General features: G+C 71.0%; 20 protein-coding genes. 9 read left to right on the top strand and 11 right to left on the bottom strand.

The genetic code is table 11. The features are described 5' to 3' along the window. Positions 1 to 310: 310 nt before the first annotated feature. Positions 311 to 1,537, top strand: coding sequence for an NsdA family TPR-like regulatory protein (locus AW27_RS12890; protein ID WP_037918977.1), 1,227 nt, complete (start codon positions 311 to 313; stop codon positions 1,535 to 1,537). Here the strand turns inward: AW27_RS12890 and AW27_RS12885 are convergent. The 5 genes from AW27_RS12885 to AW27_RS12865 all read right to left on the bottom strand — a co-directional run bounded on the left by AW27_RS12885 (position 1,518) and on the right by AW27_RS12865 (position 7,246). Next, a complete protein-coding gene (locus tag AW27_RS12885; protein ID WP_078556116.1) occupies positions 1,518 to 2,183 on the bottom strand; it encodes an HAD family hydrolase in 666 nt (221 codons plus the stop codon). The genes AW27_RS12890 and AW27_RS12885 overlap by 20 nt on opposite strands. 322 nt (positions 2,184 to 2,505) lie before the next feature. Continuing rightward, positions 2,506 to 3,900: an FtsW/RodA/SpoVE family cell cycle protein gene (locus AW27_RS12880; RefSeq protein WP_052030275.1), complete on the bottom strand. Its 1,395-nt coding sequence runs from the start codon at positions 3,898 to 3,900 to the stop codon at positions 2,506 to 2,508. Further along, the gene (locus tag AW27_RS12875; protein WP_037918980.1) at positions 3,888 to 5,108 is read right to left on the bottom strand and encodes an LCP family protein; all 1,221 of its coding nucleotides are present in this window, start codon (positions 5,106 to 5,108) and stop codon (positions 3,888 to 3,890) included. Before AW27_RS12875 ends, AW27_RS12880 begins: the two co-directional genes overlap by 13 nt. An 85-nt stretch (positions 5,109 to 5,193) precedes the next feature. Continuing rightward, positions 5,194 to 6,573 carry a sensor histidine kinase gene (locus tag AW27_RS12870; RefSeq protein ID WP_172671281.1) on the bottom strand — a complete coding sequence of 460 codons (1,380 nt, stop codon included), beginning with the start codon at positions 6,571 to 6,573 and terminating at the stop codon, positions 5,194 to 5,196. After that, entirely contained in the window at positions 6,566 to 7,246 is a 681-nt protein-coding gene (locus tag AW27_RS12865; protein WP_037918981.1) for a response regulator transcription factor, read from the bottom strand. The genes AW27_RS12870 and AW27_RS12865 overlap by 8 nt, the downstream gene beginning before the upstream one ends. A 186-nt stretch (positions 7,247 to 7,432) precedes the next feature. Between AW27_RS12865 and AW27_RS12860 the strand changes: the two genes are divergently transcribed. From AW27_RS12860 to groL, 3 genes are all read left to right on the top strand, one after another. Continuing rightward, complete coding sequence (locus AW27_RS12860; protein WP_157840194.1) at positions 7,433 to 7,828, top strand: hypothetical protein; 396 nt, start codon at positions 7,433 to 7,435, stop codon at positions 7,826 to 7,828. A 154-nt stretch (positions 7,829 to 7,982) separates the two neighbouring features. Beyond that, positions 7,983 to 8,291 (top strand): co-chaperone GroES, encoded by a 309-nt coding sequence (gene groES, locus AW27_RS12855; protein ID WP_030011064.1) that lies wholly within the window; start codon positions 7,983 to 7,985, stop codon positions 8,289 to 8,291. A 111-nt stretch (positions 8,292 to 8,402) separates the two neighbouring features. Then, a complete protein-coding gene (gene groL / locus AW27_RS12850; protein WP_037918984.1) occupies positions 8,403 to 10,031 on the top strand; it encodes a chaperonin GroEL in 1,629 nt (542 codons plus the stop codon). A gap of 64 nt (positions 10,032 to 10,095) precedes the next feature. On the opposite strand, the gene AW27_RS12845 is transcribed toward groL, so the two are convergent. The 3 genes from AW27_RS12845 to AW27_RS12835 form a co-directional block, all read right to left on the bottom strand. Next, positions 10,096 to 10,806, bottom strand: a complete 711-nt coding sequence (locus AW27_RS12845) for an ester cyclase (RefSeq protein ID WP_037918985.1) — start codon at positions 10,804 to 10,806, stop codon at positions 10,096 to 10,098. 95 nt (positions 10,807 to 10,901) lie between these two features. Next, complete coding sequence (locus AW27_RS12840; RefSeq protein WP_037918986.1) at positions 10,902 to 11,675, bottom strand: SDR family NAD(P)-dependent oxidoreductase; 774 nt, start codon at positions 11,673 to 11,675, stop codon at positions 10,902 to 10,904. Positions 11,676 to 11,706: 31 nt separating this feature from the next. Next, the gene (locus AW27_RS12835) at positions 11,707 to 12,393 is read right to left on the bottom strand and encodes an MOSC domain-containing protein (protein ID WP_037919906.1); all 687 of its coding nucleotides are present in this window, start codon (positions 12,391 to 12,393) and stop codon (positions 11,707 to 11,709) included. Positions 12,394 to 12,481: 88 nt separating this feature from the next. On the opposite strand from AW27_RS12835, the gene AW27_RS12830 reads away from it, so the two are divergent. Beyond that, positions 12,482 to 13,381 carry a LysR family transcriptional regulator gene (locus AW27_RS12830; RefSeq protein ID WP_037918988.1) on the top strand — a complete coding sequence of 300 codons (900 nt, stop codon included), beginning with the start codon at positions 12,482 to 12,484 and terminating at the stop codon, positions 13,379 to 13,381. A 206-nt stretch (positions 13,382 to 13,587) separates the two neighbouring features. Here AW27_RS12830 and AW27_RS12825 read toward each other — a convergent pair whose 3' ends face one another. Further along, positions 13,588 to 13,914 (bottom strand): WhiB family transcriptional regulator, encoded by a 327-nt coding sequence (locus tag AW27_RS12825; protein WP_030027725.1) that lies wholly within the window; start codon positions 13,912 to 13,914, stop codon positions 13,588 to 13,590. Between the two features lie 389 nt (positions 13,915 to 14,303). On the opposite strand from AW27_RS12825, the gene AW27_RS12820 reads away from it, so the two are divergent. From AW27_RS12820 to AW27_RS12805, 4 genes are all read left to right on the top strand, one after another. Then, entirely contained in the window at positions 14,304 to 14,915 is a 612-nt protein-coding gene (locus AW27_RS12820; RefSeq protein WP_003948568.1) for a response regulator transcription factor, read from the top strand. Between the two features lie 372 nt (positions 14,916 to 15,287). Further along, positions 15,288 to 15,917, top strand: a complete 630-nt coding sequence (locus AW27_RS12815) for a sigma-70 family RNA polymerase sigma factor (protein ID WP_037918991.1) — start codon at positions 15,288 to 15,290, stop codon at positions 15,915 to 15,917. A gap of 113 nt (positions 15,918 to 16,030) precedes the next feature. Beyond that, a complete protein-coding gene (guaB, locus tag AW27_RS12810; protein WP_037918992.1) occupies positions 16,031 to 17,539 on the top strand; it encodes an IMP dehydrogenase in 1,509 nt (502 codons plus the stop codon). Positions 17,540 to 17,675: 136 nt separating this feature from the next. After that, complete coding sequence (locus AW27_RS12805) at positions 17,676 to 18,800, top strand: GuaB3 family IMP dehydrogenase-related protein (protein ID WP_037918994.1); 1,125 nt, start codon at positions 17,676 to 17,678, stop codon at positions 18,798 to 18,800. A 261-nt stretch (positions 18,801 to 19,061) separates the two neighbouring features. Here the strand turns inward: AW27_RS12805 and AW27_RS12800 are convergent, their stop codons facing one another. Together AW27_RS12800 and AW27_RS12795 are read right to left on the bottom strand one after the other, a co-directional pair. Further along, positions 19,062 to 19,532, bottom strand: coding sequence for a hypothetical protein (locus AW27_RS12800; RefSeq protein ID WP_037918996.1), 471 nt, complete (start codon positions 19,530 to 19,532; stop codon positions 19,062 to 19,064). 118 nt (positions 19,533 to 19,650) lie between these two features. After that, positions 19,651 to 20,880, bottom strand: coding sequence for a nucleotide sugar dehydrogenase (locus AW27_RS12795; RefSeq protein ID WP_037918998.1), 1,230 nt, complete (start codon positions 20,878 to 20,880; stop codon positions 19,651 to 19,653). Between the last annotated feature and the right edge of the window lie 64 nt (positions 20,881 to 20,944).

Raw genomic sequence — 20,944 nt, 5'->3', positions numbered from 1 at the left:
CGAAGCCGGCCTGTGCACGAGCCAGAAGCTCGGGACTGGGCCGGCACATCGCGGCGAAGTCGAGGCTCGGACTGTCCGGGACGTCGAGGCTCCAAACACCGCGAGGGGTGGGACTCGTCACGGGGTGCTCCCTCCTGTTGGCGGCGGTGGTGAGTCAAGACTGGACGCGTAGAGGTCGCTTGCCGAGGACTTCTCCGGGACTTCTGGTGTCGCATAAAGAGACTTCTGTGCGCTCGATGCGGTGAACCACGGGCAGCGGATGCGACGTCCTGGGACAGTGGCGCCATCACGCTTTCACAAGGAGGATGAGATGCCACGTCCTACGGGCAACGCGCGTCTACGCGCGGCTCGCTTGGCCGCCGGATACCGGTCCCAGCAAGACCTCATCGACGCCCTTGCCCGCAGAGGCGTGAACGTCGGTATCAAGCAGGTGCAACGATGGGAGTCCGAAACACCTCCCTGGCCCTACCCTGAAGCCCGCCGCGCGCTCCAAGAGCTCCTGGGGCAGGGCATGGACCAGCTTGGCTTCGAAGGGCGTGCCGGGACCGCCGAGCCCGGGCTTTCGCCCACGCGCCTGGCGCCGCCCGCCCGCGGCGCGGTCCGGACCCAGAGTGCCATGCAGCCCGCGTCTGTCGCATCGGACTACCTCGCGGTCACTCGTGCCCACCGGCAGCTCTACTGGAGCGTTGCGCCCGCCACGCTCCATCCGGCCGTCGTCGCACATGCAGGACTCGGGGAGGCCTTGCTCCCCGCCACAGCCGGACAGACACACCAGACCTTGGCCGCCGCCCTGGCGGAGAGCCATCTCCTCGCAGGGCGGATCGAGTTCTTCGACCAACGCGTACCCGAGCGCGCGCGAGACACCTGGGTGCAGGCGCTGCAGGCAGCGGGGCAGGCCGACGATCCGCTCCTCGGCAGCGCGATCCTGGCACACATGGCATTCGTGCCGGGATGGTCAGGGGACCAGCTCGCGGCATCGGAGCGGATGATCGCAGCCCGTACCTACGCCCGCCGGGCACCGGCGTCCGTAGAATTCCTGGCCTGGCTGGACGCGGTCGAGGCCGAGTGCGAGACCCGCTGTGGCAACACACGGACCGCGCTCAACCTGATCGCCCACGGCGAGGACGTGCTCGCCGGCGGAGGCTCGCACGCGAGCCCGGAGTGGATGGACTGGTTCTCGGCCGTGAGACTGGCCGCGTTCAAGGGCAATACCGAGCTCAAGGCGGGGCGTCTGCCCCAAGCCCGGGAAACCCTCCTCCGTGCTCTGGCCGAGCTGCCTGCCGAATCCGACAAGCAGCGCACGGTGATCCTCGGTGACTTGGGGGCGGTCGAAGCTGCCGCGGGTAAGCCGCGGGCAGCCGCAGAGTACGCATTGCGCGCTCTCGATCTGCTCGAAGCGCACTGGTACGCGACCGGGCTGGAACGCGTCCGTGACGTCAGGCGCGCGCTCGCACCGTGGCAGCACGAGCACTGCGTCCGCGAACTCGACGATCGTCTTTACGGATGGGGTTCGGTGGTCAGCGCTTTGACGAATTGAAGTCGGCGATCCGGGTCGGCAACTCTTCAAGAGATTCGACCCTGAACGTCGGCAGTTCCAACGCCTCAGGGCTGTCCCACTGGATCGTTGCCCACGGACCGCGGCGGATGAGTGCAGTGTGCATGCCTGCCGCGGAACCCGGACGGAGATCGTTGTCGACGCGGTCACCCACGTAGAGAATCTCTTCCGGGGAGAACGGGACGACCTTTGCGACGCGGACAAAGAACTCCGGATTCGGCTTACTGGCGCCCCAGTCGTCCGATGTCCCGATGAGGTCGACGTCATCGGCGAACAGCGAGCGCAGGATTCCCCCGGCCCTTACCGTCTGGTTCCCTGCGATGCCCAGCCAGAGACCTGCCTCGCGCAGTGCCGTGAGGGCCGGCCGGACGTCAGGATAGAGGTCGCACTCGTCGAAGTGCTCGGGCTGACCCGCTGCGGCACGGGCCGCGCGCTCGGCCGTCAGATCGAAGCCGGGCTTGAAGGGCTGGAACACTTCGCGATAGTCGCGCCCTTGGGCAATGACGGCGCCGAACATCGCTGCGAAGGTGTGGCGGGGGACTCCCAGCCAGTCGGCCCATGTGCCGTACTCCCTGGTTTCGTCCACGAGGCACTCGCCAACGTCGAAGACCACAGCGCGAATCGTCATGCGGTCAGCCTAGTTACAGCGGTGCGTACCTCGTACGTCGTCCATGGGAAGCGCAGCAGCGTGCCTGCGGCCTATGACCAGCTCCGCACGGCTCGCAGTCGCGTGATGGAGAAGCGCGAAGCGATCTGGGGGGCTCCGGGTTCTGCCCGCGCAGGGCACGGACCGGAGGGAGCGCCCTTGAGGGACCGGTACGACCCGGAAGACTTTCGGACAGACGGGAAAACCCCAGAACGTCACCGGCTCCCGGCCCGCGGACATCCCGCCCCGAAGCCACCCCGCACCTCCCGTTCCCGCCCCATCGGCACCCGCCGAGCGCACCCCCCTACACCCGCACCACCGGGGTGATCGTCGTTTCCGCCGGGCCGTGGGAGTCCGCCTCGCGTTGGCGTTCCGCGCTGTCGCTGATGCGGAGGAGGAGGGCGATCATGATCCAGTTGGCCAGGAGGGACGAGCCGCCCTTGGCCAGGAAGGGCAGCGCCTTGCCTGTCAGGGGGATCAGGCCCGTCACGCCTCCGGCGACCACGAAGACCTGGAGGGCCAGCGCCGAGGCGAGGCCGACCGCCAGCAGTTTGCCGAAGGGGTCGCGGGCGCCGAGTGCCATGCGCAGGCCGCGCTGGACGAGGAGGGCGTAGAGGACCAGTACGGCCATGACCCCGGCCAGGCCGAGTTCCTCGCCGACCGTCGTGAGGATGAAGTCGCTGCGGCCGGCGAACTTGATCAGCTCGGGGTGTCCCTGTCCGAGGCCCGTGCCGGAGATGCCGCCCGTGCCGAAGCTGAACAGCGCCTGCGCCGACTGGTCCGAGACGACGCCCGGGGGAGGGTTCTCCGAGTAGACGGAGAGCGGGTTCAGCCAGGCCGCCACGCGTGCCTTGACGTGGGGTTCCGTCGAGCCGACCACGAAGGCCCCGGCCGAGGCCATGAGCAGGCCGCAGACGATCCAGCTGGTGCGCTCGGTGGCGACGTACAGCATCACCACGAAGACGCCGAAGAAGATCAGTGACGTGCCCAGGTCCCGCTCGAAGACCAGCACGAGCATCGAGAGGATCCACACCGTGATGATGGGTCCGAGCTGGCGCATCGGGGGCAGTCGCATGCCGAGGAACCTGCGGCCCGTCAGGGCGAGGGAGTCCCGGTGGACGACCAGGTAGCCGGCGAAGAAGACCGCGATCATGATCTTCACGAACTCGCCGGGCTGGACGGAGAAGCCGAAGAGGATGATCCACCGCTTGGCGCCGTACGTGTCCGCGCCGAAGAACGCAGGCGCGATCAGCAGCACCAGCGCGACCGCCATCGTGAGGTAGATGAACCGCTGGAGCAGCCGGTGGTCGCGCAGCAGGGCCAGGACCGCGATGCAGGCGGCGATGCCGACCACCGTCCACAGCAGCTGGCCCGGGGCGTTGGCGTCCGAGCCCCACCGTTCGATGTAGCCCTGGTCCAGGCGGTGGATCAGTACCAGACCCAGCCCGGTCAGCAGCATGGCGAGCGGGAAGACCAGCGGATCCGCGTAGGCCGCGAAGCGGCGCACGCCCAGGTGCCCCACCAGGGACAGCAGCGTCATGGAGAGGGTGAATTCGGCGAGGCCGGGCGGGAGCTCGCCGTTCATCGCGAGGCCCGCGGCGGCGTGCCCGAAGACGGTGATGGCGATGACGAGGACGAGGAGCAGCGCCTCGGTGCGGCGGCGGGCGCCCGCCGCCGTCAGGGGCCTCAGTCCACGCACGGGATGCCGCCGCCGTCCTCGGGGGTGGAGGGCGAGGGCGAGGGCGGGGGCGAGGGCGGAGGTGCCGTCTCGCGCGCCCCCGGTGTGGAGCCGGTCGAACCGGCCTCGGCGTCCGGCGCGCCGGTGCTTGCGGAAGCCTTCGGTCCGATCTGCTCTGCAATGAGGCGCTTTATCTTCATATCGTCTACGACGTTGATGTCCTCCCCAAGGTTCCTTCCGAAGCGCTCGACGGGGAGTGTCGTGAACTGCACCCGGCCGCCGGACAGGCTCTTCGCCTGCTTCATGAACGACAGCAGGTCCCACCCCTGGTCGGTCACCACGTCCTGTTTCGCGACGTCGATCAGCCTCATCAGCTTCACGGGGTCGGTGAAGGTGCCGGCCGAGTTCAGCTTCTTCGTCGCGCCCGCGAGGAAGGCCTGCTGCCGTTTGGTCCGGTCCAGGTCCCCGCCGGCCAGACCGTGCCGCTGGCGCACGAAGGCGAGCGACTGGCGGCCGTCGAGCGTCTGCGGGCCCGCCGGGAAGTCGGCCCCCGAGTACGGGTCCTTCACGGCCCTGTTCAGGCACACCGGTACGCCGCCCAGCGCGTCCGCGAGGTGGTAGAAACCGGCCAGGTTCAGCTCGGCGAAGTGGTCGACCGGGACCCCCAGGAAATCGCGCACCGTCGCGATCTGGGCCGCCCGTCCCGCCTCCCGGCCCTCCCGCTCCAGCTGTCGGGAGTCCTTCACGCCCTGTGCGGCGAGCTGCCCTTCCTTGCGGGCCTTCGCCAGCCCGTACGCCTTCTTGATCTTGTCCTTGCCGTGGCCGGGTATCGCGACGAAGTCGTCGCGCGGCACCGAGAAGGCCTTCGCCCGGCTGCCGTCCCCCGGTACGTGGAGCAGGATCAGGGTGTTCGCGTTGTAGCCGCCGATGTCCGAACTGCCGGCGTGCAGCTGGTCGAGGACCTCTTCCGGCAGTTTCTCGCCATTCTGGTCCCGGCGACTGTCCAGGCCGATGAGCAGGATGTTGGTGTCGCCGAACTTCGACTTCTCGGCTCCTTCGAGGGCCTTGGAGCTGCCGATTTCGGCGGCCAGGTCCCGGTAGAGGTACCAGGCGCCCCCGCCGGCCGTCACCGCCAGCGCGCAGGCCGCGACCAGCAGCGTACGGCCGAGCCGCCGTCGTCGGGACGGTCGGCGGCGTCGGGTCGTCGTCTTCCTCCGGTGCGCGCTCATGCCCGTCGATGCTGGGGCAGACCGGCTGAAGGAATCCTGAGGTTCCTGAAGGGGCGTTCAGGGCCGTCGCCCCGCCCCGACCCCGCTACGGGATCCGCAGCACCAGCCGCGCGCCCCCGGCCGGTGCGGGCAGCGCGCGTGCGTCGCCCCCGTGCTTCCGCGCGATCTCCCGGGTGATGGCCAGGCCGAGTCCGGTGCCGCCGGCGGCCCGGCTGCGGTCCGCGTCCAGCCGTACGAACCGCTCGAAGATGCGGTCCCGGTCCGCGTCCGGAATCCCCGGCCCGTCGTCCGTCACCTCCAGCACCGACCAGCCGCCCTCCACGGCGGCCCGGACGGTGACCTCCGAGCGGGCGTGCCGCAGGGCGTTGTCCACCAGGTTGGCCAGCGCCCGCTCCAGCTGCGCCGGGTCCCCGGCCGCCGGGACGGGAGCCGGCGCCTGCAGCCGTAGCGGGACCCGGGCGCCACCCCGGCGGGCCAGGTCCTCCGCGGCCAGCAGTGCGAGGTCCACCGGCTCGGTCCGGGGCGGCGGCCCGCCGTCGAGGCGGGCCAGCAGCAACAGGTCCGCCGCGATCCGCTGGAGCCGCTCGGTCTCGGCCAGTGCCGCCGCGACCGACGCGCGGCCGGGGCGGTCCGCCGCCAGTGCCACCTCAAGCCGGGTCCGTACGGCCGCCAGCGGATTGCGCAGTTCGTGCGAGGCGTCCGCGGTGAACTGCCGCTGCCGGGCGTCGGCGCGCTCCAGCCGGTCGAGGGTGGCGTTGACGGTCCGCGCCAGCCGCGCGATCTCGTCCGCCCCGCCCGGGTCCGGGACCCGCCGGTCCAGCTCGCTGGCGGTGACCGAGGCCAGTTCGGTCCGGATGGCGTCCACCGGGCGCAGCGCGCGCCCGGTCACCCACCAGGCCAGGGCCGCGGCGAAGGCGATCAGCGGGGGCGCGCCCGCGAGCAGGCCGACGGCGACGGCCCGGGTCGCGTCGTCCACGTCGCCGAGGACGGTCATCGCGTACACCGTGTTCCCGCCGGGCGCCGGGACGGCGACCACCGCGCGCCGGTGCCCGCCGGGCCGCTCGGGAGGGAGTACGGCCGAGCGGGAGTCCTCCCCGGGGCCGGGGCGCGGTGCGCCGTCCAGGTCGGGGGTGTGCCGCGGGTCGCCGCCGGTCGCGGCCACGGTCCGGCCGGCGGGGTCCCGTACGAGGACCAGGTCCACGCCGTTCTCGGGCGCGGGCAGCCGCCCGCCGGGCGGCGGGGTGCGGGCGTCGAGCTGGGCGGCGGCTTTGAGGGCGGCGAGCTCGGTCCGGCCGGTGGTGTTGTCGAGGAGGTTGGCCCGCAGCAGGGCGTGCATCCAGAGCCCGCCGGCGGCCAGTACGGCGGCCATGGCGAGGGCGGCGGCCGCGGCGGTGCGCCCCCGGATGCCGGGCCGCCCGCGGCGGGCGGCCCGGGTCTCGCCGGATCCGCGACGCCGCTCAGCCACCATCGGGCGCCATGCGGTAGCCGGTGCCGTGGACGGTGAGGATCGAGCGGCGTCCGAAGGGGGCGTCGATCTTCTTGCGCAGCGAGGAGACGTAGACCTCGACGATGTTCGGGTCGATGTCGTGCGGGGTGTCCCAGACCTCGTCCAGGATGTCCTGCTTGGCGACGGCGCGGCCGGGCTGCTCCATCAGGCAGGCGAGCACGCCGAGTTCGCGGGCGGTGAGCTCGATGTCCCGGTCGCCGCGGCGGCAGCGGCGGCCGCGCGGGTCCAGGACGAGGTCGCCCGCCTGGAGGGTGCCGCGGTCGCAGGCTCCGGCGCGGCGGGCCAGCGCCCGGATCCGGGCGGCCAGGACCACGAAGGAGAACGGCTTGGTGAGGTAGTCGTCGGCGCCTGCGTCCAGGCCCTCGGCCTCGTCGTACTCGCCGTCCCTGGCGGTGAGCATCAGGACCGGGGTGGTGTCGCCGTGGGAGCGCATGCGGGTGCAGATCGCGTGCCCGCCGGGACCCGGGAGCATCAGGTCGAGCAGGACGACGTCGTAGGGGCCGCCGGCGAGGGCGAGGTCCATGCCGCGGTGGCCGTCGTGTGCGACGTCGACCAGGTGCCCGTCGGCGGACAGGCCGCGCCGCAGGGACTCGGCGAGGCCTTCTTCGTCTTCGACCACGAGGATGCGCACCGCTCAAGCGTCACATATCGCCCGTCTTGTGCCGTACCCGGTCCCCTGCGGGGTGCTCGGCGGGGCGGTGTGGGCCCGGTCGGGGAGCGGGGTCGCCGCCGGGGCGTCTCCTCGGCTCGGCGTGTGCGGGGCGCCGTCTTCCGACGCCGCCGAGCCGCGCAGCGACCCCGCAGGGGAGGGGGATTCATGCCGGCGACCGAAGCCTGCGGCCGCTCGTCGAAGACGCCGTCGATCCCGATCCCGCGAAGAGTGAACGATCCGTCGGCTGCGGTGAAGGAGCCCGCGCACGTCAGCGTGCGGTCCCCCCTGGAATTCGGGTCGCTCCACACGCACCGCTCGGCGCTGAACCTGCCGTCCACTCCCGTCAGCTGGATGATGAGCCGCGGTACGGCCGCGTGGAACATCCGGATCCCGACGGCGAGCCCGATGGCGATCGGGACGGCGTGCACCCACCGCACACCGGAGTTTGTCCTGGTCATGTCCGGGAGAAGAGTGATCTCGAACGTATGCGCGAAGAGGGTTTCGGGGATCGAACCGGCCTCCGCGCAACGCCGGGAGGTCGGGAATTGGCACTCCGCTTGACCGAGTGCTAATCGCCGGAATAGTCTCGCACCTGGCACTCGCCCCCGGCGAGTGCCAACACAGCGACAGGCAGGTCCGGCACCCGCGACGACGGATCGACCTGGTCGCCACCTCAGACAGTTAACCCCGGATCTCCGAAGGGGGAGGTCGGACAGTGACGACCGCCAGCTCCAAGGTTGCCATCAAGCCGCTTGAGGACCGCATCGTGGTCCAGCCGCTCGACGCCGAGCAGACCACGGCCTCCGGCCTGGTCATCCCGGACACCGCGAAGGAGAAGCCCCAGGAGGGCGTCGTCCTCGCGGTCGGCCCGGGCCGCTTCGAGGACGGCCAGCGTCTCCCGCTGGACGTCACCGTCGGCGACATCGTGCTGTACAGCAAGTACGGCGGCACCGAAGTGAAGTACAGCGGCGAGGAGTACCTCGTCCTCTCGGCTCGCGACGTGCTCGCGATCGTCGAGAAGTAATTCGCTTCACAGCACTGCTTTGAGCTACGCCCCTGGTCACCCCGCTGATTGCCGGGCGGCGAGGGGCGTAGCTCGTTAAACCCGAGTTTTCGAGAGGGCTGAACCGCTCCCATGGCGAAGATCCTGAAGTTCGACGAGGACGCCCGTCGCGCCCTCGAGCGCGGCGTCAACAAGCTTGCCGACACGGTCAAGGTGACGATCGGCCCCAAGGGCCGCAACGTCGTCATCGACAAGAAGTTCGGCGCCCCCACCATCACCAACGACGGTGTCACCATCGCCCGCGAGGTCGAGCTGGACGACCCGTACGAGAACCTGGGCGCCCAGCTCGTGAAGGAGGTGGCGACCAAGACCAACGACATCGCGGGTGACGGCACCACCACCGCCACCGTGCTGGCCCAGGCGCTGGTCCGCGAGGGTCTGCGCAACGTCGCCGCGGGTGCTTCCCCGGCCGCCCTGAAGAAGGGCATCGACGCCGCGGTCAAGGCCGTCTCCGAGGACCTCCTCGCGACCGCCCGCCCGATCGAGGACAAGTCCGACATCGCCGCCGTGGCCGCGCTCTCCGCGCAGGACGCCCAGGTCGGCGAGCTCATCGCCGAGGCGATGGACAAGGTCGGCAAGGACGGTGTCATCACCGTCGAGGAGTCCAACACCTTCGGCCTGGAGCTGGAGTTCACCGAGGGCATGGCCTTCGACAAGGGCTACCTCTCCCCGTACATGGTCTCCGACCAGGAGCGTATGGAGGCCGTCCTCGACGACCCGTACATCCTGATCAACCAGGGCAAGATCTCCTCCATCCAGGACCTCCTGCCGCTGCTGGAGAAGGTCATCCAGGCGGGCGGCTCCAAGCCGCTGATGATCATCGCCGAGGACGTCGAGGGCGAGGCGCTCTCCACCCTCGTCGTCAACAAGATCCGCGGCACCTTCAACGCGGTGGCCGTCAAGGCCCCGGGCTTCGGTGACCGCCGCAAGGCGATGCTGCAGGACATGGCCACCCTCACCGGTGCCACCGTCATCGCCGAGGAGGTCGGCCTCAAGCTCGACCAGGCCGGTCTGGACGTACTGGGTTCCGCCCGCCGCGTCACCATCTCCAAGGACGACACCACCATCGTCGACGGCGCGGGCAGCTCCGACGAGGTCCTCGGCCGCGTGAACCAGATCAAGGCCGAGATCGAGGCCACGGACTCGGACTGGGACCGCGAGAAGCTGCAGGAGCGCCTGGCGAAGCTCGCCGGCGGCGTCTGCGTCATCAAGGTCGGCGCCGCCACCGAGGTGGAGCTCAAGGAGAAGAAGCACCGCCTGGAGGACGCCATCTCCGCGACCCGCGCCGCGGTCGAGGAGGGCATCGTCTCCGGCGGTGGCTCCGCGCTCGTCCACGCGGTCAAGGTCCTCGACGGCAACCTCGGCCTGTCGGGCGACGAGGCCACCGGTGTCGCGGTCGTGCGCCGCGCCGCCGTGGAGCCGCTGCGCTGGATCGCCGAGAACGCGGGCCTTGAGGGCTACGTCATCACCTCGAAGGTCTCCGAGCTCGACAAGGGCCAGGGCTTCAACGCCGCCACCGGCGAGTACGGTGACCTGGTCAAGGCCGGCGTCATCGACCCGGTGAAGGTCACCCGTTCCGCGCTGGAGAACGCCGCCTCCATCGCCTCCCTGCTGCTCACGACCGAGACCCTGGTCGTCGAGAAGCCGGCGGAGGACGAGGGCGACGCCGGTCACGGCCACGGTCACGGCCACAGCCACTGATCGCGTTCCACGCCGAAGGCCCCGTTCCGCAGTCGCGGAGCGGGGCCTTCCCCGTGTTCGGGATTCAGGTTCCGTAGGGCGATCCGGTTCCGCCCATCTGCCGCTGCAGGGCTCCGGGGTTGTAGTGCCACCAGCCCTCGATGATCTCTCCGTCCTGACACCGGAAGGTCGTGGTCCCGGACATCTCGTACGTCTTGCCGGTCGGTGCGACCCCCATGAACTCTCCCTTGTGGGTGCCGCGCCAGTTCCACACCGTCGTGACCATGTCGCCCTCGGCCACCTGGGCCGTCGGCTCGAAGGTCATGTCGAAGGCGGCGCGCCACATCTCCACGTCGGCGTGCATGTTCTGGCGTCCGATGACGGTCGACTCCTCCTTGCTGGCGTCGTGGTCGATGTAGTTCACCGCGAAGCACTCGTCGAGGACGCCCATGTCGCCGCCCGCGACGGCTTCCTTGAACGCCCGGTTCACGAGCTGCTTGTTGAGATGCTCGTCCCGGACCACATCGAGGTTCACGAACGTGGGCATCCCCTCGCAGAGGGCCACCATCTCCTGGAACATCCGGTCCGTCTCGGGGAGTTGGGAGTTCTTCATCGCCTCCTCGTACGAGGCGAACTCCACCATGTCCACGTAGTGGTTCCGGGCCTCTCGGTCCTGGCCGATCATCGTGTGCGTGGCGGTGCGCCTGCCGCTGCTCTGCTCCGCCCAGCGGTCGATGAGCGCGTTCATCTCATCGAACCGCGTGGTCTCGTAATCGATCACCTGTACGAATGTCATCGCGTCGCCTCCCGGTGGAGATGGAACATGTCCATTTTAGGGAGATTTAGCTAGTTTGGCGGCTCGGGTGAGGGCTTACCCGCAGGTCACGAACGCTACTGGGGCCCGTACTTGCGGCCCGTGCGCGAGGACACCCCGCCCAGCAGCCCGCGCGGCGTCAGCTTCACCACACCCATCAGCGCCTTGTACCGCGGGTCCGGGATCGACACCGTCTTCCCCCGCGCCAGATCGGCCAGCGCCGCCGCCACCAGCTTGTCGGCGTCCAGCCACATCCAGCCGGGGATGCTGTCCGTGCCCATGCCGGCGCGCTGGTGGAACTCCGTCCGTACGAAGCCGGGGCACAGCGCCATCAGCCGGACCCCGGACCCCGCCATGTCCCGCGCCGCGCCCTGGGTGAACTGCACGACCCAGGCCTTGCTGGCGCCGTACGTACCGCGGGGTACGAACGCGGCCACCGAGGCCACGTTGATCACACCGCCGCGACCGCGCGAGCGCATCGACTCGGCCGCCGCCGAGGTCAGCCGCAGCACCGCCTCGACGTGCACCTTCAGCATGGTCAGCTCGTCGGCCATGGAGACCTCGAGGTAGCGGCCCTTGTTGCCGAATCCCGCGTTGTTGACCAGCAGGTCCACCGGGTGCGTGCGGTCGTCCAGGCGCTTCTCGACCGCCGTGATGCCCTCGTCGGAGGACAGGTCGGCGACCAGCACCTCGGCCTCGATGCCATGCAGGTCGTGTAGCTCCGTGGCCTGCTCGCCCAGGTGCTTGCCGTCTCGCGCCACCAGCACGAGGTTGTGCCCCTGGGCGGCCAGCCGCCGGGCGAAGGCGGCGCCGATGCCCGCCGTGGATCCCGTAATCAACGCAGTCGTCATACGCGCAACCTAGCCGCCCGGGGTGACGGCGCTACCGCGCCCCGGTCCCGGCCCCGTACTTCTCCACGTACCGGCGCACCGTCTCATGCGCCCCGGGCTCCATCGCGTCGCCCGCGGCCAGTGTCCTCGGCAACAGCGCGCGCTCGGTGGTGAAGGCGCGGAACCAGAGCTGCACCGTCACGTCGTGGTCCGGGCGGTGGACGACCTCGATGGCGTCGCCGGGGGAGACCGAACCCTCCTCGATCACCCGCAGGTACGCACCCGGGCGGGCCTCCCGGGTGAACCGCTTGACCCAGCCCGCCTCGCCCAGTGCCCCCTGGAAGGTGCGGCACGGGATGCGGGCCGAGGCCACCTCCAGGACGAGGTCCGTGCCGACCCGCCAGCGGTCGCCGAGCCGTGCGGTGTTCAGGTCGATGCCGGAGGTCGTGAAGTTCTCGCCGAAGACCCCGTCCGGCAGCTCGCGGCCCAGCTCCCGCTCCCACCGGTCCAGGTCCTCGCGGGCGTACGCGTACACGGCCTGGTGGTCGCCGCCGTGGTGGCGGCGGTCGCAGATGGCGTCGCCCTCCAGGCCGCTGCCCCGGCCGGTGGCCCTGTCGCCGGGGGCGACGACGCGGACCGGCCCGGGGACGGGGCGCTTGCCGATGCCGGTCACCCCGCTGTCCGCGTCGGTGTGCTCGGAGGGTGCGGCGGTGCCGACGTTCACGGAGATCAGATGCATGGGGCCCATGCGCCCAGGCTAACCGGGCTCCCCCAAAGCGTCGCGGAAGTATTCGCGCGACGATAAAAGCGGGCCTTATGATCGAAGAGTGATCGAGGCACGTCATCTCCGGGTCCTGCGCGCCGTCGCCGGGACCGGGTCCTTCTCCGCCGCCGCGCGCGAACTCGGCTGCACCCAGCCGGCCGTCTCCCAGCAGATGAAGGCGCTGGAGCAGTCGGCCGGCACCCCGCTGCTCATCCGCACCGGCCGGGAGATGCGGCTGACCCAGGCGGGCGAGGCCCTGGTCCGCCACGCCGCGGGGATCCTCGCCGGGCTGACCGCCGCCGAGGAGGAGGTCGCGGCCATCGCGGGGCTGCGCGCGGGCCGGGTGCGTCTGGTGTCCTTCCCCAGCGGCAGCTCCACCCTGGTGCCGACCGCGCTCGCGGCGATGCGCGCCGAACACCCCGGCACCCGTATCTCCCTGGTCGAGGCCGAGCCGCCGCGGTCCGTGGAGATGCTGCGCGAGGGCGACTGCGATCTGGCGCTGGCCTTCCGCTACGGCGGGGCCGCCGGGTCAGCGGCCGAGTGGGAGGACCTCGTGGTGCGGCCGCTGCTGACCGACCGGCTGGTGGGGCTGGTCCCCGAGGGGCACGCGCTGGCCGGGGCGGAGCGCGTGAACATGGCGGAGCTGGCCGGCGAACCCTGGATCGCGGGCTGCCCGCGCTGCCGCCGCCATCTGGTGGAGGTGTGCGAGGGCGCCGGCTTCACCCCGCGCATCGACTTCGCCACCGACGACTACCCGGCGGTGGTCGGCCTGGTCGGCGCGGGGCTGGGCGTGGCGGTGCTGCCGGAGCTCGCGGTGGAGTCCGTACGGGCCAAGGGCGTCAGCACGCTCGTCGTGGAGCCGGCCGTCGAGCGGGAGGTCGTGGCGCTGACCCTGCCCGACCTGGCCCGGGTGCCGGCCGTGGCCGCGACCCTGGCCGAGCTGGAGCGCGCGGCCTCGCGCTGACCGCCCTCAGGGGAGGGGTCGGCCGTACGCGCCGGCCGCGGGTCGGCCGTACGCACCGGCCGCGGGTGGGCCGTACACACGGGCCGCCCCCGGCCGTACGCGCGGGGCGCGCGTACGGCCGAACGCGTGAAACCGGACCGGGCGGCGACACGCCCGGATGTGCAGGTGGTGCGGAGGAAACGTTCCTTCCGTTGTTTCGTCGGCTCTCAGTGCGGCGCGATCGGTCCGATCGCACTCGACGCGGGGATCAGTCGGTGCCGGGCGCGGCCCATCAGTTCCTCGCGCTCGTCCTCGGTGAGGCCGCCCCACACCCCGTAGGGCTCACGGACGGCGAGTGCGTGCGCGGCGCATTCCGAACGAACCGGGCATCGCATGCAGACCTCTTTAGCCGAGGCCTCGCGCGCGCTCCTGGCCGCGCCCCGCTCGCCCTCCGGGTGGAAGAAGAGGGAGCTGTCGACCCCGCGGCAGGCGGCTAGCAGCTGCCAGTCCCAGAGGTCGGCGTTCGGTCCGGGGAGGCGGGAGAAATCTGCCATTGGTAGTCCTCTTGGTGCCGGTACTGAGGCGGATACGGTCCATGTCTCCAAGGGTCTCCACACCTACTGTCGGAGTAGATGTAAATATGACTCATTGGGAATCTAGCCTCAGACACGTGCCAAACGGAAGGAAAGCCGCCAAATAGGGCATAGCTCCAGATGGAGGACAGGCGGCTTGCGCCTCCACCACGGTGTTCGCTTCCTCACGTAGAGTGCCGAAGGTGTCCGTCCGACCCGTAACTCTTTCGAGTGACCATCGTTGAGAGTGCGAAGGCGGTTGAACCCACAAGTTCTCGGACAGGTGTCCGGGAGCATCGACCGCACAGGTGACGATACGTACCAGCCTGGAGGCTCAAGGTGACGCGCATCAGCAGCTGCGGAGGGCGGTCATGACATCCGTCCTCGTCTGCGACGACTCCCCGCTTGCCCGAGAGGCGCTCCGTCGCGCGGTTGCCACCGTGCCCGGCGTCGAGCGTGTGACGACGGCTGCCAACGGCGAGGAAGTCCTCCGCCGCTGGGGCGCCGACCGCTCCGACCTGATCCTGATGGATGTGCGGATGCCCGGGCTCGGCGGTGTGGAGACGGTCCGCCGCCTCCTCTCGGCCGACCCCGGCGCCCGCATCATCATGCTGACGGTCGCCGAGGACCTGGACGGCGTGGCCCTCGCGGTCGCCGCCGGCGCCCGCGGCTACCTGCACAAGGACGCCTCGCGCGCCGAACTGCGGGCCACGGTCACCCAAGCCCTCGCCGACCCGACCTGGCGGCTGGCCCCGCGCCGGCTGCGCTCCGCCGAGATGGGCGCCGCGCCCACCCTCACCGCGCGCGAGATCCAGGTGCTGGAGGGCATGAGCCACGGCCGGTCCAACGCGGAGATCGGCCGCGAGCTCTTCCTCTCGGAGGACACGGTCAAGACGCACGCCCGCCGGCTGTTCAAGAAGCTCGGCGCCTCGGACCGCGCGCACGCCGTGGCGCTCGGTTTCCGCTGGGGTCTCGTCCGCTGACCCCGCAGCGGCCGGGCCCGGCCCGGTCCGCCGCAGACCGCGGATCGTCGAGAGCGGTCCCGTCCGCCACCGGTGGACGGGGCGGCGCGCCGCTCTTGCCGTCCCGGCGCCCCTGGCGCCTCTTCTCGTCGCGGTAGCCCTGTCCCGCCGTACCCGGTGCGCACCCGGGGGTTGGCGGGGCACAATCCGGGGGACGTCTCGCTTCGTGCGCGATGCCGCATCCTTGAGGGTGTGGAGTCTCTCGGGGACTATTCGGCCGAGCGGGAGGGGAGGGCGCAGATGAAGAGTTCCGGCGCACCCGCTCATAACGCTTCGACGCACAACAAGGGCCGCGGTGCCGCGGATGCTCCGGCGCCAAGGCACCATGGACGGATGCGCGACGACGAGGCCCCGGGGTCCCCTGCGGCCACAGGCCCCACCGGCGCCGCCGCCGGCGGCGGCACCGGGGGCGTCAGTGCGCTCGTGCGCCGAGCGGTGGAGGGCGACGAGCAGGCCACCCACGACCTGCTCGCCTTCGTGCACCCCCTCGCCATCCGCTACTGCCGCACCAGGCTGTCCCGGCTCCCGGGTGACGCCCGGCACTTCGTCGAGGACCTGGCGCAGGAGGTCTGCGTCGCCGTCCTGATGGCGCTGCCGCGCTACCGGGACACCGGCCGCCCCTTCGAGGCCTTCGTCTTCGCCATCGCCGCGCACAAGGTCGCCGACCTGCAGCGGGCTGCCATGCGGCACCCGGGCAGCACGGCCGTGCCGTCGGACGAGATGCCCGAGCGGCCGGACGACTCGCTGGGCCCGGAGGAGCGCGCGCTGCTCAGCAGCGACGCCGCCTGGGCCAAGAAGCTGCTGGCGAACCTTCCGGAGAACCAGCGCGAACTCCTCGTACTGCGGGTGGCCGTCGGGCTGACCGCGGAGGAGACCGGCCAGATGCTCGGGATGTCCCCCGGAGCCGTGCGCGTGGCCCAGCACCGGGCCCTCAGCCGGCTCCGCGCGCTCGCCGAGCAGTAGGTGCGCCCGTAGGAAAATACGAAACTTCTGGTTGACCTTGGTCGTGGAATGAGACGCGTCGGGATCCCGTTAGCATGGACATCCGCGCTGAGCAAGACCATTGGGAAGGTGTCATGACTGACAGCGGTTCGACTGGAGTGCCCGACAAATTCGCCACGCTCGGACTGACCTACGACGACGTGCTGCTGCTGCCGGGCGCATCGGACATGGCGCCGAACGACATCGACACCTCCTCCCTCATCTCCCGCAACGTGCGCGTGAACATCCCGCTGCTGTCCGCGGCCATGGACAAGGTCACCGAGGCCCGCATGGCCATCGCGATGGCCCGCCAGGGCGGCGTCGGCGTGCTGCACCGCAACCTCTCCATCGCGGACCAGGCCAACCAGGTCGACCTCGTCAAGCGCTCCGAGTCGGGCATGGTCAGCGACCCGATCACCGTGCACCCGGACGCGACCCTGCGCGAGGCCGACGAGCTCTGCGCGAAGTTCCGCATCTCCGGCGTCCCGGTCACCGACCCCGCGGGCAAGCTCCTCGGCATCGTCACCAACCGCGACATGGCCTTCGAGTCGGACCGCAGCCGCCAGGTGCGCGAGGTCATGACCCCGATGCCGCTGGTCACCGGCAAGGTCGGCATCTCGGGCGTGGACGCCATGGAGCTGCTGCGCCGCCACAAGATCGAGAAGCTTCCGCTGGTCGACGACGCGGGCGTCCTCAAGGGCCTCATCACGGTCAAGGACTTCGTCAAGGCCGAGAAGTACCCGAACGCCGCCAAGGACAAGGAAGGCCGCCTCCTGGTCGGCGCCGCGGTGGGCGTCGCCGGCGACGCGTACGAGCGCGCCCAGGCCCTGATCGAGGCGGGCGCCGACTTCATCGTCGTCGACACCGCCCACGGCCACTCCCGACTGGTCGGCGACATGGTCGCCAAGATCAAGTCGAACTCCGCGGTCGACGTCATCGGCGGCAACGTCGCGACCCGCGACGGAGCCCAGGCCCTGATCGACGCCGGCTGCGACGGCATCAAGGTGGGCGTCGGCCCCGGCTCCATCTGCACCACCCGCGTCGTCGCCGGCATCGGCGTCCCGCAGGTCACCGCGATCTACGAGGCCTCCCTCGCCGCCAAGGCGGCCGGCGTCCCGGTCATCGGCGACGGCGGTCTGCAGTACTCGGGTGACATCGCCAAGGCCCTGGTCGCCGGCGCCGACACGGTGATGCTCGGCTCCCTGCTCGCCGGTTGCGAGGAGTCCCCGGGCGAGCTGCTCTTCATCAACGGCAAGCAGTTCAAGTCCTACCGCGGCATGGGCTCGCTCGGCGCGATGCAGTCCCGCGGCGACCAGCGCTCCTTCTCCAAGGACCGCTACTTCCAGGAGGGCGTGGGCGGCGACGACAAGCTCATCCCCGAGGGCATCGAGGGCCAGGTGCCCTACCGCGGCCCGCTCTCCGCGGTCGTCCACCAGCTCGTCGGCGGCCTGCGCCAGTCGATGTTCTACGTGGGCGGGCGCACCGTGCCGGAGCTCCAGGACAACGGCCGCTTCGTGCGCATCACCTCGGCGGGCCTCAAGGAGAGCCACCCGCACGACATCCAGATGACCGTCGAGGCACCGAACTACAGCCGCAAGGGCTGAGCAGGCGCGACGCAGGGGCGGACCCGGTTCAACGGGTCCGCCCCTGCGTGTTGCGTCCGTACAGCGGTCACCGGAACGCGGCCCGCCGGGGTTCGGGGATACTGGACGGGCAGACCCAGAGGAAAGGCCACCACACGTGACTGAGATCGAGATCGGGCGCGGCAAGCGCGGCCGCAGGGCGTACGCGTTCGACGACATCGCCATCGTCCCGAGCCGGCGTACCCGGGACCCGAAGGAGGTCTCGATCGCCTGGCAGATCGACGCGTACCGCTTCGAGCTCCCCTTCCTGGCCGCCCCCATGGACTCGGTCGTCTCCCCGCAGACCGCCATCCGCATCGGCGAGCTCGGCGGTCTCGGCGTGCTGAACCTCGAAGGCCTGTGGACCCGCTACGAGGACCCGCAGCCGCTCCTCGACGAGATCGCGGAGCTGGACGAGGAGTCGGCCACCCGCCGCCTCCAGGAGATCTACTCCGCGCCGATCCAGGCCGACCTGATCCGCCGGCGGATCAAGGAGGTGCGCGACTCGGGCGTCGTCACCGCCGCCGCGCTCTCCCCGCAGCGCACCGCCGAGTTCTCCAAGGCCGTCGTCGACGCGGGCGTGGACATCTTCGTCATCCGCGGCACCACCGTCTCCGCCGAGCACGTCTCCGGCGCGGCCGAGCCGCTGAACCTCAAGCAGTTCATCTACGAGCTGGACGTCCCGGTCATCGTCGGTGGCTGTGCCACCTACACGGCGGCCCTGCACCTGATGCGCACCGGCGCCGCGGGCGTGCTGGTCGGCTTCGGCGGCGGCGCCGCGCACACCACGCGCAACGTGCTCGGCATCCAGGTCCCGATGGCGACCGCCGTCGCGGACGTGGCCGCTGCCCGCCGCGACTACATGGACGAGTCCGGCGGCCGCTACGTGCACGTCATCGCCGACGGCGGTGTGGGCTGGTCGGGCGACATCCCGAAGGCCGTGGCCTGCGGTGCCGACGCCGTCATGATGGGCTCCCCGCTGGCCCGCGCCACCGACGCGCCCGGCAAGGGCAACCACTGGGGCATGGAGGCCGTCCACGAGGACGTGCCGCGCGGCAAGAAGGTCGACCTCGGCACCGTCGGCACCACCGAGGAGATCCTCACCGGTCCCTCGCACAGCCCGGACGGCTCGATGAACATCTTCGGCGCGCTGCGCCGCTCGATGGCCACCACCGGCTACAGCGAGCTCAAGGAGTTCCAGCGGGTCGAGGTCACCGTCGCGGACTCCCAGCACCGCCGCTGACCCCGGCCGCATCTGCCGGAGGGCCCGATTCCCGCTCAGGGGGTCGGGCCCTCCGGCATGCGAGCCGGATCAGCCTTCGCCGCGCCGCTGCGAGTCGGCGGGGCCGCCCGCAGCGGGACGTGCGTCTGCCCCGGCTGTGGGATCCGGGCGGGATCACGCGGTGGCATGCGGACCACGCAGGAGGGCGGAACGCCCGCGTCGAGCGGGCGGAGCGCGCCTGGTCCGTCGGGCCTGCTCAGTGCTCCGTCGGCCGCCGGTGCGTCAGCCGGCGGCCTTGCGGGCGGTCTGGAAGGCCGCGTAGGCGCCGATCGCGTAGAAGAGGATCGAGATCGGATCCATGTTGTCCACGTAGAACTGGTTCAGTTTCACCAGCTCGGTGGTGAGCAGTTCGGAGACCGGGATCCCCTGGTGCTCGGAGATGGCGAGGGCCATGTCCAGGAGGTAGCCGACGTACACCCCGGCCAGAGTGAGCACGGCGCTCAGGGCCGGGAGGAGGGGGTTGCGGCCGCCGATGCGGACGGCGACGAGGGCGACCGCGAGGCCGACGCCGGCGGCCAGGTAGCCGATCTGGAAGGAGATCGCATTCATGATGCCGCCGTAGGCGGCGCCCGCGGCCACGGCGGTGCCGGTCGCGGCGAGGACCGCCAGGCCGAGGTTGCCGCTGCGGGTCGGGGCAGGGGCGGCGACCGGGGAGTAGGAGTCGGGCGCGGGCGGCGTGAAGTTCTGGCTCATCGGAAGGATCCCCCCAGGGAAAGCGAACGCACGTGTGACCATAAGGCGTAAGTGCGAGATAAGTGACGCCGCAGGCTAGCAGGCCCGTCGGACATCGGCAGGGGGTATTTTCCGCTGTTCAGAGGCGGTGGGCCGCGCCCACCGGGCTGGCGCCGCGGGTGTCCAGGAGCAGCTGCGCCTTCACGGCAAGGGCCTGCATGTCGTAGGTCCGGTGGTGCTGGAGGAGGATCGTCAGGTCGGCGTTGGCCGCGGCCTCGTACAGGGACTCGGCGCGGGGGACCGGCCGGTCCCTGACCCGCCAGCCCGTGATGTAGGGGTCGTGGTAGCTGATCAGGGCGCCGAGGTCGATGAGGCGGCTGGCGATCTCGCCGGCCGGGGAGCCCTCCTGGTCGGCGAGATCGGGCTTGTACGTGACCCCGAGCAGCAGGACGCGGGCCCCGCGAGCCGATTTGCCGTGCTCGTTCAGCAGGGTGGCGGAGCGCTGGATGACGTACTGCGGCATCCGGTCGTTGATCTCCTGCGCCAGGCCGACCATCCGCAGTGGGTGCCCGGGGGTGCGGCTGGTGTGGGGCAGGTAGTTCGGGTCGAGCGGGACGCCGTGGCCGCCGACGCCGGGTCCGGGGCGGAAGGCCTGGTAGCCGTACGGCTTGGTCTCGGCGCAGCGGATGACGTCCCACAGGTCGACGCCGAGGTCGTGGCAGAGCACGGCCATCTCGTTCATCAGGGCGATGTTGACGTGGCGGTAGTTGGTTTCGAGGAGTTGCACGGTCTCGGCCTCGCGCAGGCCCCGGGCGCGGACCACCTTCTCGGTGAGGCGGGCGTAGAAGGCGTGCGCCGACTCCGTGCAGGCGGGGGTGAGGCCGCCGATCACCTTGGGGGTGTTGGAGATGCCGTGGGTCCGGTTGCCGGGGTCGAGGCGGCTGGGGGAGTAGGCCAGGTGGAAGTCCCGGCCGGCGCGGAGCCCGGACCCCTCCTCCAGGATCGGCCGCAGGTAGTCCTCGGTGACGCCGGGGTGCGCGGCGGATTCGAGGATCACCGTGGTGTGCGGGCGCAGCCGCGCGGCGAGGGCGCGGCCCGCGTCGCCCACGGCGGAGAGGTCCAGCGCGCGGTCGGCGCCGAGCCGGGTGGGGGCGCAGATGACGGCCGTGCGGACCCGGCCGAGCTCGGCGGGGTTGGTGGTGACCCGGAAGCCGGCCGCCGACATGCGGCGGATCTCGGCAGCGGAGAGAGTGGAGTCGGTGACCGGGCCGCTCTCGTAGCCGACCGTCTCGATTCCGGCGGCGACGGCCGCCTGGGCGAGCGGAAGGCCGAGGTGGCCGAGTCCGATGACGGCGAGGTCTGCGGGCATGGGGATGCCGTCCCTTCCCTGGCGTGAGGGGGTGCCGCGCAAGTCCTCCCGAGGTCAGGCGAGC

This window comes from Streptomyces sp. PCS3-D2, assembly GCF_000612545.2.
Lineage (GTDB): Bacteria > Actinomycetota > Actinomycetes > Streptomycetales > Streptomycetaceae > Streptomyces.
The sequence above is the reverse complement of the archived record's forward strand: the minus strand, read 5'-3'. Positions and strand labels throughout refer to the sequence as shown.